Origin of the sequence: Corynebacterium bovis DSM 20582 = CIP 54.80 (assembly GCF_030408615.1) — a bacterium.
In the GTDB taxonomy this organism is placed as follows: Bacteria; Actinomycetota; Actinomycetes; order Mycobacteriales; family Mycobacteriaceae; genus Corynebacterium; species Corynebacterium bovis.
The window spans coordinates 1,147,576-1,164,507 of sequence record NZ_CP047187.1 but is presented as its reverse complement, the minus strand read 5'-3'; the positions used below and the strand labels follow the sequence as shown (position 1 = coordinate 1,164,507).

14 protein-coding genes are annotated in these 16,932 nt (G+C 72.2%); 3 read left to right on the top strand and 11 right to left on the bottom strand.

The genetic code is table 11. The features are described 5' to 3' along the window. Positions 1-203 precede the first annotated feature (203 nt). Positions 204-1,589 carry a mycothione reductase gene (mtr, locus tag CBOVI_RS04580; RefSeq protein ID WP_010264765.1) on the top strand — a complete coding sequence of 462 codons (1,386 nt, stop codon included), beginning with the start codon at positions 204-206 and terminating at the stop codon, positions 1,587-1,589. 156 nt (positions 1,590-1,745) lie between these two features. On the opposite strand, the gene map is transcribed toward mtr, so the two are convergent. The 5 genes from map to dxr all read right to left on the bottom strand — a co-directional run bounded on the left by map (position 1,746) and on the right by dxr (position 8,621). Continuing rightward, positions 1,746-2,612 (bottom strand): type I methionyl aminopeptidase, encoded by an 867-nt coding sequence (map, locus tag CBOVI_RS04575; protein ID WP_029157685.1) that lies wholly within the window; start codon positions 2,610-2,612, stop codon positions 1,746-1,748. A 168-nt stretch (positions 2,613-2,780) separates the two neighbouring features. Next, positions 2,781-4,655, bottom strand: coding sequence for a penicillin-binding transpeptidase domain-containing protein (locus tag CBOVI_RS04570; protein ID WP_029157687.1), 1,875 nt, complete (start codon positions 4,653-4,655; stop codon positions 2,781-2,783). Positions 4,656-4,846: 191 nt separating this feature from the next. Then, complete coding sequence (gene ispG, locus CBOVI_RS04565) at positions 4,847-6,010, bottom strand: flavodoxin-dependent (E)-4-hydroxy-3-methylbut-2-enyl-diphosphate synthase (RefSeq protein ID WP_125173213.1); 1,164 nt, start codon at positions 6,008-6,010, stop codon at positions 4,847-4,849. Between the two features lie 155 nt (positions 6,011-6,165). Next, complete coding sequence (locus CBOVI_RS04560; protein WP_010264776.1) at positions 6,166-7,461, bottom strand: M50 family metallopeptidase; 1,296 nt, start codon at positions 7,459-7,461, stop codon at positions 6,166-6,168. After that, positions 7,446-8,621 carry a 1-deoxy-D-xylulose-5-phosphate reductoisomerase gene (dxr, locus tag CBOVI_RS04555; protein WP_029157686.1) on the bottom strand — a complete coding sequence of 392 codons (1,176 nt, stop codon included), beginning with the start codon at positions 8,619-8,621 and terminating at the stop codon, positions 7,446-7,448. Before dxr ends, CBOVI_RS04560 begins: the two co-directional genes overlap by 16 nt. A 389-nt stretch (positions 8,622-9,010) precedes the next feature. On the opposite strand from dxr, the gene CBOVI_RS04550 reads away from it, so the two are divergent. Beyond that, entirely contained in the window at positions 9,011-9,469 is a 459-nt protein-coding gene (locus CBOVI_RS04550; protein WP_029157972.1) for a DUF2631 domain-containing protein, read from the top strand. A gap of 192 nt (positions 9,470-9,661) precedes the next feature. On the opposite strand, the gene rlmN is transcribed toward CBOVI_RS04550, so the two are convergent. Then, positions 9,662-10,780, bottom strand: a complete 1,119-nt coding sequence (gene rlmN / locus CBOVI_RS04545) for a dual-specificity RNA methyltransferase RlmN (RefSeq protein WP_010271882.1) — start codon at positions 10,778-10,780, stop codon at positions 9,662-9,664. A 257-nt stretch (positions 10,781-11,037) separates the two neighbouring features. Here rlmN and CBOVI_RS04540 point away from each other — a divergent pair, with 257 nt between their 5' ends. Further along, positions 11,038-11,463, top strand: a complete 426-nt coding sequence (locus CBOVI_RS04540; RefSeq protein WP_232625863.1) for a LapA family protein — start codon at positions 11,038-11,040, stop codon at positions 11,461-11,463. A gap of 28 nt (positions 11,464-11,491) precedes the next feature. Here CBOVI_RS04540 and CBOVI_RS04535 read toward each other — a convergent pair whose 3' ends face one another. The 5 genes from CBOVI_RS04535 to rpsB form a co-directional block, all read right to left on the bottom strand. Beyond that, positions 11,492-12,349 carry a phosphatidate cytidylyltransferase gene (locus tag CBOVI_RS04535; RefSeq protein WP_029157953.1) on the bottom strand — a complete coding sequence of 286 codons (858 nt, stop codon included), beginning with the start codon at positions 12,347-12,349 and terminating at the stop codon, positions 11,492-11,494. Between the two features lie 133 nt (positions 12,350-12,482). Next, entirely contained in the window at positions 12,483-13,040 is a 558-nt protein-coding gene (gene frr / locus CBOVI_RS04530; RefSeq protein WP_010271367.1) for a ribosome recycling factor, read from the bottom strand. Between the two features lie 205 nt (positions 13,041-13,245). Further along, a complete protein-coding gene (pyrH, locus tag CBOVI_RS04525) occupies positions 13,246-13,932 on the bottom strand; it encodes a UMP kinase (RefSeq protein WP_050798249.1) in 687 nt (228 codons plus the stop codon). Positions 13,933-14,338: 406 nt separating this feature from the next. After that, entirely contained in the window at positions 14,339-15,157 is an 819-nt protein-coding gene (tsf, locus tag CBOVI_RS04520; protein WP_010271362.1) for a translation elongation factor Ts, read from the bottom strand. A gap of 120 nt (positions 15,158-15,277) precedes the next feature. Next, entirely contained in the window at positions 15,278-16,156 is an 879-nt protein-coding gene (gene rpsB, locus CBOVI_RS04515; RefSeq protein WP_029157952.1) for a 30S ribosomal protein S2, read from the bottom strand. Between the last annotated feature and the right edge of the window lie 776 nt (positions 16,157-16,932).

Sequence of the window (16,932 nt, the reverse complement as noted above, 5' to 3'; positions counted from 1 at the left end):
GGGCCGGGGACCGGCGTCCCCCCGTCGCCGCCCGGTCGGGCGTGGTGACCGGGACCGGACCCACCCCCGGTGGGGGCCGGACCCCGGTCCACGGGAATGACCGCCCGCGGGCCCGGGTTGCACCCGACGGTCCGGCAGCCCCCGGCAGCCGGGGCACGGTGACCGGCCTGCCCCGATCCAGTACTCGACCCAAGGAGACACCTGTGGCCACCCATTACGACCTCGTCATCGTCGGCACCGGATCGGGGAACTCGATCCCCGGCCCGGAGTTCGACGACAAGTCCGTCGCGATCATCGAGAAGGGTGTGTTCGGCGGGACGTGCATCAACGTCGGGTGCATCCCCACGAAGATGTACGTCTACACCGCCGACGTCGCCCGGGAGATCCACGAGGCCGGCCGCTACGGGATCTCCGCCAGCGGCGGCGAGGTCGACTGGGACGCGCTCAAGGAGCGGGTCTTCGGGCGCCGCATCGACCCGATCTCCGAGGCGGGCCGCGCGTACCGCGCCGGCGACGAGACCCCGAACATCACCTTCTACGACGGGGAGGCCCGGTTCACCGGTGAGCGGACCCTCGAGGTCAACGGGGAGACGGTCACCGCCGACCAGATCGTCCTCGCCACGGGCGGGCGCAGCCGCATCCCCGACGTCATCGCCGACTCCGGGGTGCGCTACCGCACCAACGTCGACGTCATGCGCATGGACCGGCTGCCGCGCACGATGACGATCCTCGGCGGCGGGATCATCGCCGTCGAGTTCGCCGCCGTCTTCAGCGCCTTCGGGGTCGACGTCACGCTCGTCAACCGCTCCCCGGTCCTCCTCCGCGGTCGGGACGCCACGGTCAGTGAGCGCTTCACCGCGTGCGCCGCCGAACAGTGGACGAACCACCTCGGCCGCACGGTCTCCGCGGCCCGGGAGGAGACCCGCGACGGCCGCGACCTCGTCGTCGTCACCCTCGACGACGGCACCGAGGTCGCCTCGGAGGAACTGCTCGTGGCGATGGGTCGGGTCCCGAACGGCGACACGCTCGACGCCGCCCGCGGCGGGGTGGAGCTCCGCGACGACAACCGGATCGTCGTCGACGGGTACGGCCGGACGACCGCCGAGGGCGTGTGGTCCCTCGGCGACGCCTCGTCCCCGTACGAGCTCAAGCACGTCGCCAACGCCGAGGCCCGGGCCGTCGCCCACAACCTCCTCCACCCGGACGACCTCCGCCCCTTCAACCACGACGCCGTGCCGGGCGGGATCTTCACCCACCCGCAGATCGCGTACGTCGGGATGACCGAGGAGGAGGCCCGCGCCTCCGGTCGTCCGGTGACGCTCAAGGTCCAGGAGTACAGCGACGTCGCCTACGGCTGGGCCATGGAGGACACGACGGGCTTCTGCAAGCTCATCGCCGACAGCTCGACGCGTCGTCTCCTCGGCGCGCACATCATGGGGCCGCAGGCGGCGACGCTCATCCAGCTCATGGTCACCGCGATCGTGTTCGACCTCGACCTCACCGAGCTCGCCCGCGGTCAGTACTGGCCGCACCCCGCCCTCACCGAGCTGCTGGAGAACGCCCTGCTCGGCCTCGAGTTCACGGACTGACCCCGCCCCCGCACCGGAACCCCGGGGCGGAAGACCCCCGCGTCGGGGTCCCCGGGGCGGAAGACCCCCGCGTCGGGGTCCCCGGGGCGGCCCACCCCGACACCGGGGTCCCCGGACGGACCCGACCCCCACCCGGGTCGCGTGACCGCCGCCGGGCTACTCCCCCTCGCGGCGCGTGAGCACGTCGCAGCCGTCGTCGGTGACGACGAGCGTGTGCTCGAACTGCGCGGTCCACTTCCGGTCGGTGGTCTGCACCGTCCAGTTGTCGTCCCAGATCTCGTAGTCGAGGGACCCGATGTTGATCATCGGCTCGATCGTCAGCGTCATGCCCGGCTCGAGCACGGTCCGCGCCGACGGCTCGTCGTGGTGGAGTACGACGAGCCCGTTGTGGAACGTCGGGCCCACCCCGTGGCCGGTGAAGTCCCGGACGACGGAGTAGCCGAAGCGCCGGGCGTAGGACTCGATGACCCGGCCGATGACGTTGATCTCCCGCCCGGGCTTCACCGCGCGGATCGCGCGCCACGTCGCCTCGTGGGTCCGTTCGACGAGCAGCCGGTGCTCCTCGGACACGTCGCCGGCGAGGAACGTGGCGTTCGTGTCGCCGTGGACGCCGTCGCGGTACGCGGTGACGTCGATGTTGACGATGTCACCGTCCTCGATGACGGTGGAGTCCGGGATGCCGTGGCAGATGATCTCGTTGAGGCTCACGCAGCAGGACTTGGGGAAGTGCCGGTAGCCGAGCGTCGACGGGTACGCCCCGTGGTCGCACATGTACTCGTGGGCCACCCGGTCGATCTCGTCGGTGGTCACACCCGGGCGGACCGCGGCCCCCGCCGCGGCGAGGGCGTCGGCGGCGATGCGGGAGGTCCCGCGCATCGCCTCGATCGTCTCCGGGGTCTGGACCCACGGCTCCCCCACGTTCTCCCGGACGCTGTCCTTCCAGGCGTACTCGGGGCGTTCGATGTCGTCCGGGACGTGGCGGACCGGGGTCGGCCTCCCGGGGGTCAAGGGTGCTCTGGTCATGGTCCTCCACCCTACCCCGGGCCCCCGGGCCGCCCGTCCGGAGCCGGCAGTCCTCCGCCGCGGCTCAGCCGCTGGGTCCCGGGCGGGGCGACCGGTCGGTGTGGCCGGCGCCGTCGCGGGCCCCGGCCGTGGCCGCCGGTCGACCCTAGCCGGGGCTGCCGGTCGACCCTAGCCGGGGCTGCCGGGGCTGCCCTCCGGACCACCGGCCTCGTCGAGCCGGGCGAAGAAGTCCTTCGTCACCGCCACGGAGTGCTCCGATCCCCCGCCGAGCACGATGAGGGTCGCGAACGCGAGGTCACCCCGGTACCCGGCGAACCACGCGTGGGACCCGCCGTTGATCTCCGCCTCACCGGTCTTGCCGTAGACCTCGCCCGCCCCGGCGATCGCCGAGCCCGACCCGTTCGTCACGACCGCCCGCATCATCTGCCGGAGGTTGTCGAGCGTGCCCGGGTCGAGCGGCGGGGCGTCGGCCCCCTTCGCCTCGGTGCCGTGGTGGCCGTCGTCGATGAGCGTGGGCGTCGGCACCCGACCCGCGGCGACCGACGACGCGACGAGCGCCATGCCGAACGGGCTGACGAGGTCGAGGCCCTGCCCGTAGCCCGCCTCCGTGCGGTCGAGCAGTGTGTCCCCGACCGGCACGTCCCCGGTGACCGTGGTGAGCCCCGGGATGTCGTAGTCCCGCCCGAGACCGAACTGCCGCGCGGTGTCCTTGAGCTGACCGGGCTCCAACTGGGAGGAGATCGACGCGAAGGTCGTGTTGCACGACTTCGCGAAGGCGTTCTCCAGCGTCGTCGTGCCGAGGGAGAAGGTGTTGTAGTTCGTCACGATGCGCCCGCCGATGTCCTGCGTCCCCGGGCACTGGACGGACGAACCGGCCTCGAGGCCCTGGTGCTGCACCCCGGCCGACGCGGTGATGATCTTGAACGTCGACCCGGGCGGGTACTGGCCGGACAGCGCGACGTCGCCGTCCTCGTCGGCCTTCGGGGTCTGTGCGACCGCGAGGATCTCCCCGGTGCTCGGGCGCATGACGACCATCATCGCCTTCGCGTCACTGCGCGTGTCGACGGCCTGCTGGGCCGCGTCCTGGACGCGCTTGCTCAGGCTCACGCCGACGGCGGGGGCGGGTTCGGGCTGGTGGGTCTCGATGCGGGTCACCGGGGCCCCGTTGGCGTTGACGGCGTCGATCTCCCACCCGTTCCGCCCGACGAGCTCGTCGGAGACGATGGAGTTCACCCGGCTCATGATGTCCGGGGCGAACCCCGGGTCGGGGCGCACCATGACCGGTTCCTCGTTGAGCGTCACCGAGGGGTCGTCGCGGAGGGCCTCGGCGACGCGGTCCGCCTGCCCGGCGGGCACCATCGCGACCGAGTACGTCCCCGTGACCGACCGCGCGTCGTCGTAGGCCTTCCCCGGGTCGGCCGTCGGCACCGCCGGGTCGTCGCCGTGGGCGGTGGCGAGGGCGTCGGCGACGGCCGTGAGGGTCGCCCGGAGGTCCCGGGACCGACGGGTGTCGACGAGGACGCGGTCGGCGGTCCCCGGGGTGAGCAGCACCGCACCGTCCGAGCCGACGACGTCCGCGGTCCGCGCGGGGACGCTGCGGAGCTCGAGGTGCTGGTCCGCGCCGAGGGCGGGGTGGAGGACCGTCGGCTGCCAGCGCACGGTCCACGCCGTGCCGGACTTCGTCAGGGTCATCGACGAGTCGTACGCCAGGTGCCGGTCGCCCGGCAGCGACCAGTCGAGGTGGTACGTCGCCGTCGCGACCGTGTCCCGGGACCCGTCCATCCGCACGGACCGCAGGTCGACGGCCACGCTCTCCGCCTGGAGCTTCTCCCACGTCCGCGACAGGGCCTTCGTCGCCGCGGCGGCGGCGTCGGTCTTCCGCCCGGCCTCCTCGTCGTTGTGGGAGGCGAGGGCGTCGAGGAACGCCCGCGCGGCGTCGTCGGCCACGTCGGGTCTGGGGGTGCAGGCGGCCAGGGCGAACAGCACGGCGGCGAGGACCGCGGCCGCCACCCCGCGACGGCGTCGATCGTGCTCGGATGACATGCGGTCGAACTTAGCAGTGCGTGTGCGGTCCCCCGTGAACGACACGTGCACGGTGCCCCGGGCCAGCCCCAGGTCAGCCCCGGTCTCCGCGGACCTCCGCCCCGGTGCGGGCCGGTGTGCCCGGCCGCCCGGCACCCCGCGGCGGGCGGGTCGCGGCCGGCCCCGGGCCCCCTCCCCGGTCCGGTCGCCCCCTACGACGTGACCTTCACCTGCGGTGCCCCCGCGGGGGCGTCGTCGTCGAGATCCATGTCCTCCGCGAGGCGCATGGCCTCCTCGATGAGGGTCTCGACGATCTGGTCCTCCGGCACGGTCTTGATGACCTCACCCTTGACGAAGATCTGCCCCTTGCCGTTGCCGGAGGCCACGCCGAGATCGGCGTCCCGGGCCTCACCGGGGCCGTTGACGACGCACCCCATGACGGCGACGCGCAGCGGCACCTCCATGCCCTCGAGGCCGGCGGTGACCTCCTCGGCGAGCGTGTACACGTCCACCTGGGCGCGACCGCACGACGGGCAGGACACGATCTCGAGCTTCCGCGGCCGCAGGTTGAGGCTCTGGAGGATCTGGTCCCCGACCTTGACCTCCTCCTTGGGGTCCGCGGACAGGGACACGCGGATCGTGTCGCCGATGCCCTCCGACAGCAGGGCGCCGAAGGCCACCGCGGACTTCACCGTGCCCTGGAACGCCGGGCCGGCCTCCGTGACACCGAGGTGCAGCGGGTAGTCGCACCGGGCGGCGAGCTGCCGGTAGGCCTCGACCATGACGACGGGGTCGTTGTGCTTGACGGAGATCTTGATGTCGCCGAAACCGTGCTCCTCGAAGAGGCTGGCCTCCCACAGCGCCGACTCCACGAGGGCCTCCGGCGTGGCACGGCCGTACTTCTCCATGATCCGCCGGTCGAGCGAGCCCGCGTTGACGCCGATGCGGATCGGGATCCCCGCGTCCCCGGCGGCCTTCGCGACCTCCTTGACCCGGCCGTCGAACTCCTTGATGTTGCCCGGGTTCACACGGACCGCCGCGCAGCCCGCCTCGATCGCGGCGAAGATGTACTTCGGCTGGAAGTGGATGTCCGCGATGACCGGGATCGGGCTCTTCGACGCGATGATCGGCAGGGCCTCGGCGTCGACGGTCTTCGGGCAGGCCACGCGGACGATGTCGCATCCGGAGGCCGTGAGCTGCGCGATCTGCTGGAGCGTGGCGTTGACGTCGTGGGTCTTCGTCGTCGTCATCGACTGCACCGAGATGGGGTGGTCACTGCCCACCCCGACGTCGCCGACCATGAAGTTCCTGGTCTTCCGCCGCGGTGCCAGGGTCGGCAGGGGCGCGTCGGGCATACCGAGCGAGATACCAGACATGGGTGTCGTCCATCCTCTTCTCACTGTCTTCCGCCACCTGCGCGCGGGCCGCCGCGTCACGGCGACGCACGCGCACAGGCATGTACCACGACGAGCGTACCCGTGGCGGCGACCCCCGGCGAACCTGCCCCGGTCGACGGGCCGGACGGGGCGCGCTACGGGAAGAGCCGCACCGGGTTGACGACGTCGGCGACGATGACCGTCACACCGAAGACGAGGAGCAGCCCCGCCGCGACGTACGTCACGGGCATGAGCCGCCGGTAGTCGGCCGGCCCGCCCGGGGGCAGCCCCCGCCGGCGCCGGACGGCGTCCCGGAGCCGCTCCCACAGGACGACCACCGCGTGCCCGCCGTCGAGCGGCGGCAACGGCACGAGGTTGAGCCCGGCGAGGAAGAAGTTCAGGCTCGCGAGGGTGAGGGCGAAGGCCTGCCACTGGTCGTGCTGGACGAGCTCGCCGCCGGCCCGCGACGCCCCGACCACGCTCATCGGGCTGTCCGTCGCGCGCTGGCCGCCGAAGATCGACTCCACGACCCCCGGGAACCGCGCGGGCAGGCTGATGATCCCGGAGACCGTCTGCGAGACCATCGTGCCCGTGAACGACGCGGTCCCGCCGACGGCGGTCACCGGGTTGTAGTGGAGGGTGAGGTTCTCCGGGGTGGCCCGGACGACGCCGATCGCCCCGGTGGTCACCGTGCCGCCCGGGCCGGGGGCTCCGGAGGTCGACGACGCCCCCGACGACGCCGCGCGCTCGACGACGAGCACCGACAGGGTGATGTCCGTCCGCCGCCCGTCACGCTCCACGGTCGCGGGCACGCGCACCGTCGACCCGACGTCCGTGTGCCCCTCCGCGGCCGCGGCGACGGCCGCCGACACGTCACCGAACTGCGGGGTGTCCCGCCCGTCGATGCGCACGAACCGGTCGCCGGCGCGGACGCCGGACTCCGCCGCGGGGCCGGCCCCCGTGCACCCGGCCGTCCCCCCGGACGCGGCCGCGGACGACGCCGCCGTCGCGTCGGCGAGGGTCACGGGGACGCATGTCGTCCTCCCCACCACCGGCCGGATGTCCGGCGACGGGTTCGGCAGACCCCAGACCACCGCGACGGCGTAGACGATGACGAGACCGAGGAGCACGTTGACGACGACCCCGGCGACGAGGACACAGACCCGCTGCCACCACGGGCGGCCGTACATCGCGTCCGGGAGTTCGTCGGCCGTGACGGGGTCGAGCGTGGTCATCCCGGCGATGTCGCAGAACCCGCCGACCGGGACCGCCTTGAGCCCGTACTCCGTCCCGCCCCGGCGGAAGGACCACACGGTCGGCCCGAAGCCGATGAAGAACCGGCGGACCCGCATCCCGCACCAGCGGGCGACCTGCATGTGACCGGCCTCGTGGAGACCGATCGTCACCGCGATGCCGATGACGAAGAGGACGACACCTAGTGCGAAAGCCACGGGGCCATCCTCTCGTGGGCGACCGCGCGGGCCTCCCGCTCGGCCTCGACGACGTCCGCCATGTCCCGCGGCGCCGCGTCCAGGTGCGGGCACGCCTCGAGGACGGCCTCGACGGTGTCGACGATCCGGGGGAACGGGAGGGCCCCGGCGAGGAACTCGACGGCCGCCTCCTCGTTCGCCGCGTTGTAGACCGCCGGCATCGACCCCCCGGCGGCGACGGCCGCGCGGGCGAGCCGGACCGCCGGGAAGACCTCGTCGTCGAGCGGCTCGAACTCCCAGGTCGACGCCGTGGTGACGTCGAGCGGGGTCTGCGCCCCGGGCACGCGGTGCGGCCAGGCGAGCGCGAGGCTGATCGGCAGCCGCATCGACGGCGGGGACGCCTGGGCGATCGTCGCCCCGTCGGTGAACGTGACCATGGAGTGCACGATCGACTGCGGGTGGACCGTGACCTCGATCCGGTCGGCCGGGACGTCGAAGAGGATCGCCGCCTCGATGAGCTCGAGCCCCTTGTTCACCATCGTCGCGGAGTTGAGGGTGTTCATCTGGCCCATCGACCACGTCGGGTGGTGCGCCGCCTGGAGCGGCGTCACCGGTTCGAGCTGTTCGCGGGTCCAGCCGCGGAACGGGCCGCCGCTCGCCGTGAGGATGAGCGACGCGACCTCGTCGTGGGCGCCGGAGCGGAGGCACTGCGCGATGGCGGAGTGCTCCGAGTCGACGGGGACGAGCTGCCCCTCCGCCGCGGCGTCGGTCACGAGGCGGCCGCCGGCGACGAGGGACTCCTTGTTCGCCAGGGCGAGGCGGGCGCCGGTGCCGAGCGTCGCCAGCGTCGCGTCGAGCCCCAGGGACCCGACGAGGGCGTTGAGGACGACGTCCGCCTCCACGGACTCCACGAGGTCCCGGGCGGAGTCCGTGCCGCGGATCGTCCGGCCGCCGAGCTGCCGGTCGATCTCCTCCGCCGTCCGTTCACTGGCGACGGCGACGTTCTCCGCGGCCAGGCCGAACCGCCGGACCTGCTCGAGGAGGAGGTCCGGCTTCGAGCCGTGGACGGAGATGCCGACGAGCTCGAACGCGTCGGGGTTCTCCGCGATGATCTCCAACGCCTGTGTCCCGATGGATCCGGTGCTGCCGAGTACTGCAACGCGAGTCTTCACGCGGGCCATTCTTCCACGCACCCGTGGCGGGGACGGGTGCGGGGGACGACAGCGGGGGACGCCGGGTGGGGCTGCGGGCCGTCCCCGGGGCGGAGGCTGGGCCGGGGGCGGCGTCGGGGCGGGGTCGGACGGGACCTGCCGGGGGCGGCACCCGGGACGGCACCCCGGGCGGGGTCGGCGCGCGGCGGGAACCGCAGGGGGCGGCACCCCCCGGGCCGCCCACTGCCCCACCACGGGGGGTGCGGGCCGTGGACGCGCAGCGTGTGATGCGTCGCGGGGCAGGATCGTGTGCAATGATGGAGAGGCAACATGCGTCTGTGGCACAGCTGCGCATCCCGGGGACCGGTGACGACGGTCCGGTGTGACGTCGCGGCGGCCCCGATCGAGGAGGATCACCAATGGCTTCTCACGAGCCGAAGGCAGAAGTGTTCAACGGAGTCTCCACCGCCGACGAGCCGTCGGCGGCGTGGGGCTGGCACGGACTCGGCCGGCGTGGCATCGCCACCGCCGGTGTGATCTCCGGGCTCTTCCTCCTCGGGATGCTCATCGGCAACCACAAGGGCCACGTCGAGGACATCTGGCTCGTCGCCCTCGCCGTCCTCGTCTTCCTCGGGACGTTCCTCTTCGTCGTCCGTCCGAAGCTCACCCAGCGGACGACCGTCCAGGCGCACAACAAGCCGGTCGGCCACATCGAGCCGGACTGGGCCGCCGACCAGAAGAACCTCACCGGCGTCTACGCCGACCTCACCGCCGAGGAGCTCGTCGCGATGAACATCGACCCGACCTCGGTCGGCCGGCCGGCGCTGACGGAGGCCGAGGCCCGGCAGCTCGCGGAGCGCAGCTTCTCGCACCACTGAGCCTGTCCCCCACGAACGCCGCCCGCGGACGCGACCACGCGTCCCGGGCGGCGTTCGTGTGTGCCGACCCCCCGCTGTTCCGGTCGCACGCCGACCCCGCTGTGCCGGTCACACGCCGACCCCCACTGCGCCGGCCGCACGCCGCCCCCACTGCGCCGGCTGCGTCCCCGCCCCCCGGCTACACCGTCCGCGCTATGCGCCGCGTTCCTCGGCGGCGAGCTGCCCGCACGCCGCGGCGATCTCCTGGCCACGGGTGTCACGGACGGTGCACGGCACCCCCTGGGCGTTGACCCGACGGACGAACTCGTCCTGGACGGGCTTCGGCGCCGCGTCCCACTTGGACCCGGGCGTCGGGTTGAGCGGGATGACGTTGACGTGGACCTTGGACCCGAGGGCGCGCTTGAGGCGCTTGCCCAGCAGGTCCGCCCGCCACGGCTGGTCGTTCATGTCGCGGATGAGGGCGTACTCGATCGACACCCGGCGGCCGGACTTCTCCGCGTAGTAGGCCGCGGCGTCGAGGACCTCCGTGACGGACCACCGGTTGTTCACCGGGACGAGTTCGTCGCGCAGTTCGTCGTCCGGGCAGTGCAGGCTCACCGCGAGTCGGACGGACATCTCCTCGTCGGCGAGCTTGCGGATCGCCGGGGCGAGGCCCACCGTCGACACCGTCACGTTGCGCTGGGAGATGCCGAAGCCCTCCGGGGCGGGCGCGGTGATGCGCCGGATCGCTGTAAGGACGCGCTTGTAGTTCGCCAGGGGCTCCCCCATGCCCATGAAGACGATGTTCGTGAGGCGGCCCTCCCCGCCCTCGACCCGGCCGTCACGCATGTCCGCGGCGGCGGTGCGGACCTGTTCGACGATCTCGCCGACGGACAGGTTCCGGTCCAGGCCGCCCTGGCCGGTCGCGCAGAACGGGCAGGCCATGCCGCAGCCCGCCTGGGAGGAGATGCACAACGTCGCCCGGTCCGGGTACCGCATGAGCACGGACTCGAGCAGCGTGCCGTCGTGGAGACGCCACAGCGTCTTCCGCGTCTCGCCGCCGTCGCAGGAAATCTCGTTGACCGGGGTCATGAGCTGCGGGAACAGCGCCTCGCGGACGCTGTCGCGGGTCGCCTCGGGGAGGTCGGTCATCGAACGGGGGTCCGCCGCGAGCCGCCCGTAGTACTGACGGGCGATCTGGTTCGCACGGAAGCCGGGGAGTCCCAGTCCCGTGACGGCCTCGCGGACCTGGTCGTCGGTCATGTCCGCGAGGTGCGTCGGCGGCATCCCCTTCTTCGGAGCGGAGAATTGCAGTTGCACAGGAGTAGCCATGATGCGGGCCATTATTGCACGTAGACGCCCCTGAACCACATCGACGCCGTGTCCGCGGCGGCCACTGTCCGCCCGCACCGGTGACCGGGCGCGACCGGTGGCGACGACCGGGCCGGGCCGGCGGCCGCGGTCACGTCCGCTGTCGCCGCCCGCCGGCGCGCACCACCGGCGGCGACGGCCCCTGTCCCGGCACCGGGGGCACCGGCCGCGCTCACGTCCGTTGCCACGGACCGCCGGAACCCCGTTGAATGGGGGTCATGACGAACACACCCTCCTCCCCCGACTCCCCGACCCCGGCGACCGGACCGGACGCACCGGTCGCACCCGACGCGGCGGCGGCGTCGACCCCCACCCCGGCCCCGGCCGCAGACCCCCGGCGACGGACCCGCCCCGCCGGCGGCGACGGTGCCCCGGACTCGACGACGCCGCGCGTCCGCGGGTCGGTCGCCGGCGCGACGTGGGTGGGGCTCATCATCGGCGCGCTGCTGCTCATCCTGCTCCTCGTGTTCATCCTGCAGAACCAGGACAGCGTCGCCGTGCACTTCCTCGCGTGGACGTGGACGTTCCCCGTGGGCGTGGGGATGCTCATCGCGGCGGTGGCGGGCGCACTCATCATGGCGTGCGTCGGTGTCGTGCGGATGCTCCAGCTGCGGCGTCAGGTGGCGGAGACCCACCGGGCGTGACCCCGCCCCCGGGTGCCGCGCCGGACGCTCAGGCCCCGTTGAGCATGTTGAGCACGACCCACGTGACCATCGCGGCGGGGAGCATCCCGTCCAGCCGGTCCATGAGCCCGCCGTGCCCGGGCAGCATGTGGGACATGTCCTTGATGCCGAGGTCCCGCTTGAACTGGGACTCCACGAGGTCCCCGAGGGTCGCGCACACCGCGAGCCCCAACCCGAGCGCGACGCCGAGCACGACCCCCGTCGCCCCGTCGACGCGGAGGATGAGCACCACGGACGCGGCGCCGCACACCATCGAGAACACCAGTGACCCGACGAACCCCTCCCAGGACTTCTTCGGGCTCACGGCGGGGGCCATGGGGTGCCGCCCGAAGAACACGCCGGCGCAGTACCCGCCGACGTCGGACGCGACGACGCAGAGCATGAACGTGAAGATGAACCGCGACCCGCTGACGTCCTCGCGGGAGAGGGTCGACAGCATCGCGGCGAAACTGCCGAAGAGCGGGATCCACGTGAGGACGAACACGCCCACGGCGGTGTCCCGCACGTAGTTGTGCGGCGGCGAGTGCCGACCGTGGTGGAACAGCCGTGACACCATGAGCAGCAGCACGGAGATGACGAACCCGGCGACGAGCCCGGTGGTGCCGAAGGGCCAGGACAGCCACATCATCACCTGGCCGCCGACGACGAGCGTCGCGAGGCTCAGGACGTAGCCGCCCTCCGTGAGCCGCCGCCAGACCTCGTACGTGGCCAACGCCACGGCGACGGCCACGAGGGGGTACCAGGCGTGGGGGGTCACCAGGGCGGTGAGGACGAGGGCCCCGAGGACGACCCCGACGCCGATGGCCTGCTTGAGGTTCCGTCCGGCGCCGTTGCGGGGCGCGGGGATCCTCGGATGCCGCCCGGTGTCGGCCGGTCCCGGGGTCCCGTCGCCGTCCGACGCTCCGCTCGCTTCAGACACAGCACCTGCTCCCGGCAGTGACTGGTGACTGCCTGTCGTCGTGGTGGGGACTGCTGGGGTGCTAGACCTCCAGCAGCTCCTTCTCCTTGGCCTCGACCAGGCGGTCGACCTGGCCGACGTAGGTCTGGGTGATCTTGTCGAGTTCCTTCTCGGCGGCCTTCACCTCGTCCTCACCGGCGTCGCCGTCCTTCTGGATCTTGCCGAGGGTGTCCATCCCCTTGCGCCGGATGTTGCGGATCGCGATCTTCGCGTCCTCACCCTTCGACTTCGCGACCTTCACGAGGTCGCGGCGACGCTCCTCGGTGAGCTGCGGGACGGTGACGCGGAGGACCTGGCCGTCGTTCGTCGGGTTGACCCCGAGGTCGGAGTTGCGGATCGCGTTCTCGATCTCCCCCATCGCCGACTGCTCGTAGGGCTTGATGATGAGCATCCGCGGCTCGGGGACGCTGATCGTCGCCATCTGGGTGATGGGCGTCGGCACGCCGTAGTACTCCGCGATGACACCGTTGAACATCGCCGGGTTGGCGCGTCCGGTACGGATCGTCATGAGTTCCTCACGGGCGTGCTCCACGGAGCGGCCCATGTGGTCCTCGGACTCGAGCAGGGTCTCGTCAATCATGGGGGTCCTCGTCTGGGGTTCAGGTGCGGCCGGGTGGGGATCGGTTGAGGTCTCGGGCACCGGTGACGTCCCGGTCGGTCGCCCCGGGGAGGGGGACGACGCGGACCGTCTCCGGTGCGCGGCGTGTGGCCACGGCCGCGGCGACCACACATCCCCCGAATCTACCAGTGCCCCGGACGGGTCCGGCAGTGCGGACCGCCCGGCGTCACTGCGCGACGAGCGTGCCGATCTGCTCGCCCGCCACGGCACGGGCGATGTTCCCGTCGGTGAGCAGGTTGAACACGAGGATCGGCATGTCGTTGTCCATGCAGAGGCTGAACGCCGTCGCGTCGGCGACCTTGAGGCCCTTCTCGATGACCTCGCGGGGGGTGATGGAGTGGAACAGCTCGGCGTCCGGGTTCGTCCGCGGGTCGTCCGAGTACACGCCGTCGACGCCCTTGGCCATGAGCAGCACCTCGCACCCGATCTCGAGGGCACGCTGCGCCGCGGTGGTGTCCGTCGAGAAGTAGGGCATGCCCATCCCCGCACCGAAGATCACGACCCGCCCCTTCTCCAGGTGACGCTTCGCCCGCAGCGGCAGGTACGGCTCGGCGACCTGGGCCATGTTCACCGCGGTCTGCACCCGGCAGTCGACGCCCTCCTGCTCGAGGAAGTCCTGGAGCGCGAGGCAGTTCATGACGGTGCCGAGCATCCCCATGTAGTCGCTGCGGCTGCGGTCCAGGCCGCGCTGCTGGAGCTGGGCGCCGCGGAAGAAGTTGCCCCCGCCGATGACGACCGCGACCTCGGTGCCGGACCGGGCGACCTCGGCGATCTGCCGGGCGACGTTCTGGACGACGTCCGGGTCGATCCCGACGGCTCCGCCGCCGAACATCTCACCCCCCAACTTCAGCATCACGCGGGTGTATCCGTGCCGGTCGTCCGTCGTCGTCACTGTCAGGCTCTCCTGCTCTGCTCTGCTGATCCTGCTGGGCTTGGTCGTGCCGGGCCTGCACCGTGGTCCTGCCGGACGCTCGTCGAACGCCGCAGGTCACCATCGTCGTTCGTGCTGACCGCCCAACATCCTACAGGGGGCGTCGACGCACCCCGGCATCGTCGGGACCGGGGGCGGTGGGGCGCGTCGCACCCGGGGCCACCCCCGTCCCACCCGGGCCGGACCTCCCCCGCACACGACGACGGGCCCCCGCCCCGCCGCCGCAGCGACAGGGGCGAGGGCCCCGTTCATCATCCCCGACCCCACCGGTGCCGGACACGGCCGTGGCCGCGACCGTCACCGCCTGGCGGGGTCGGTGGACCGGACGTCAGTCCTGGCCGACCTCGTAGCGGACGAAGCCGGTGAGGGTGATGCCGGCCTCGTCGGCGACCTGCTTGAGGGTCTTCTTCGACTCGGTCACGGACGGCTGGTCGAGGAGGACGACGTCCTTGAAGAAGCCGTTGACCCGGCCCTCGACGATCTTCGGCAGGGCCTTCTCCGGCTTGCCCTCCTCCTTGGCGGTCGCCTCGGCGATCTCGCGCTCCTTGGCGACGACCTCCTCCGGGACGTCCTCGCGGGTCAGGTACTTCGCCTTGAGGGCGGCGACCTGCATGGCGACGGCCTTGGCGGCCTGCTCGTCGTCACCGGTGTAGGCGACGAGGACGCCGACGCTCGGCGGCAGGTCGGCGGAGCGGTGGTGGAGGTACACGGCGACCTTGTCACCCTCGAGGGTGACGGCGCGCCGCAGCTGCAGCTTCTCGCCGATCTTCGCGGAGAGGGCCTGGAGCGCCTCGTCGGCGGTGGAGCCGTTGACGTCGACAGCGGCGAGCTCCTCCGGGGAGTTCGCGCCGGCGGCGGAGGCCGCGGCGGCGACGGAGTCGGCGAACTCGATGAACTCGGAGTTCTTCGCGACGAAGTCGGTCTCGGAGTTGATCTCGATCATGGTGCTGCCGGAGACGGCGATGAGGCCCTCGGCGGCGGTGCGCTCGGCACGCTTGCCCACGTCCTTGGCGCCCTTGATGCGCAGGATCTCGACGGCCTTGTCGAAGTTGCCGTCGGACTCCTCGAGAGCCTTCTTGCAGGCCAGCATCCCGGAGCCCGTGGTCTCACGGAGCTTCTTGACGTCAGCAGCGGTGTAGTTCGCCATTTTGGGGGCGATCCTCCTTCATGATGGAAGTGAAGTGGCCGGTCGGCTCAGGTGACGGATCCAGCCTATGTGACGGACGACGCCCACGCCCGGCGGACCGGGGTGGGCGTCAGGCGGGTGTTACTCCGCCGGGGTGGCCTCGGTGGCCTCACCCTCGGCGGGCGCCTCCGTGGCACCGGCGGCCGGGGTGGTGTCCGCTGCGCCCTCGGCGGCCGGGGTGCTCTCCGCCGCACCCTCGGCGACGACGCCGGCCTCCGCCTCACCGGCGGCCTCGCCCGCAGCCTCCTTGGCCGCGGCCTCCTGGCGCTCGGCGCGGGCCGCACGACCGGCCTCGACGGCGGAGGAGATGATCGACGTCAGCAGCCGGGTCGACCGGATGGCGTCGTCGTTGCCCGGGATCGGGTAGTCGACCTCGTCCGGGTCACAGTTGGTGTCGAGGATCGCGACGACCGGGAGGTTGAGCTTCTTCGCCTCGGCGACGGCGATGTGCTCCTTGTTCGTGTCGACGATCCACAGGGCGGACGGGACCTTCGCCATGTCGGCGATGCCGCCGAGGACGCGCTCCAGCTTGGTGCGCTCACGCGTGAGCATGAGCACCTCCTTCTTGGTGCGGCCCTGGTAGCCGTCCTCCGCCGCGTCCATCGCCTGGAGCTCCTTGAGCCGGGCGAGGCGCTTGTGGACGGTCTGGAAGTTCGTCAGCATGCCGCCGAGCCAGCGGTGGTTGACGTAGGGCATCCCGACGCGCTCGGCCTCGGTGGCGACGGCCTCCTGCGCCTGCTTCTTCGTGCCGACGTACAGGATGTTGCCGCCGTGGGCGACGGTCTCCTTGACGAACTCGTAGGCCTCGTCGATGTAGGTCAGCGTCTGCTGGAGATCGATGATGTAGATGCCGTTGCGGTCCGTGAAGATGAAGCGCTTCATCTTCGGGTTCCAACGACGGGTCTGGTGACCGAAGTGAACTCCGGCGTCCAGGAGCTCACGCATGGTGACTACAGCCATAGTGTGACAGGGGCGGCACCGTGGGACCCTCGCGGGCCCCGCCTCCCCTTCCTCGCTTTCGAAATCGGTTGACGGTTGACTCGACGTACTCACGGTTCCCCGGTCTCCCGGGACATCGCTCATGCGCCGTCCTGGCAGGCGTTCACGGTCTCCACCCCACCCCGGGCTGAGCCGGGGACCGTTCGGGCGGGACGCTGCGGAACCACACGGTGCCTACGCGATGTCAGTGTGCCCGGTCCGCTGGCGGGGGCGCGTCCCGGAGTCTCCGGCACCCGGCGACACGACCTGCGGCGTCGCCCCGTGCCGTCCGGGCGTGTGACCCGGAAGCGGTGGTGGTCGCCGACGATCGTGGAGACGTCGATGTGCGGTGTGCCGCCCGCCGCGTGGTCACCGTCACTGTCGTGACGACCTGCCGGCGGGACGGACTCGGTTCGCGGTCCCCGGGACAACTCCCGGACATACTGCACTGCAGAATGCTACCCGTCCGGCTCCCCCACCTCAACTTCCCGCCCGCTCCCCGGCGGCACCTGTGGACGGCGCCCCACCGTCCCCCGTGCTGCCGGCGGGCGCACGGTCCGGCATCCACAGGCGCCCGCCGCCGGGCTCCCGCCCGGCCGCGCGGCCGGGCACACTGTCCGCGTGCAGACCAGACCCACCACCGTTCCCCGACCCGGACCCGTCGACGCCCCGGGGTCCCGACGCCACCACCCGTCGACGCCACCGGCCTGGCACCCGGCACCGCCACGCCCGGCCCCGCCGCGCGGAGCACCGCGGCG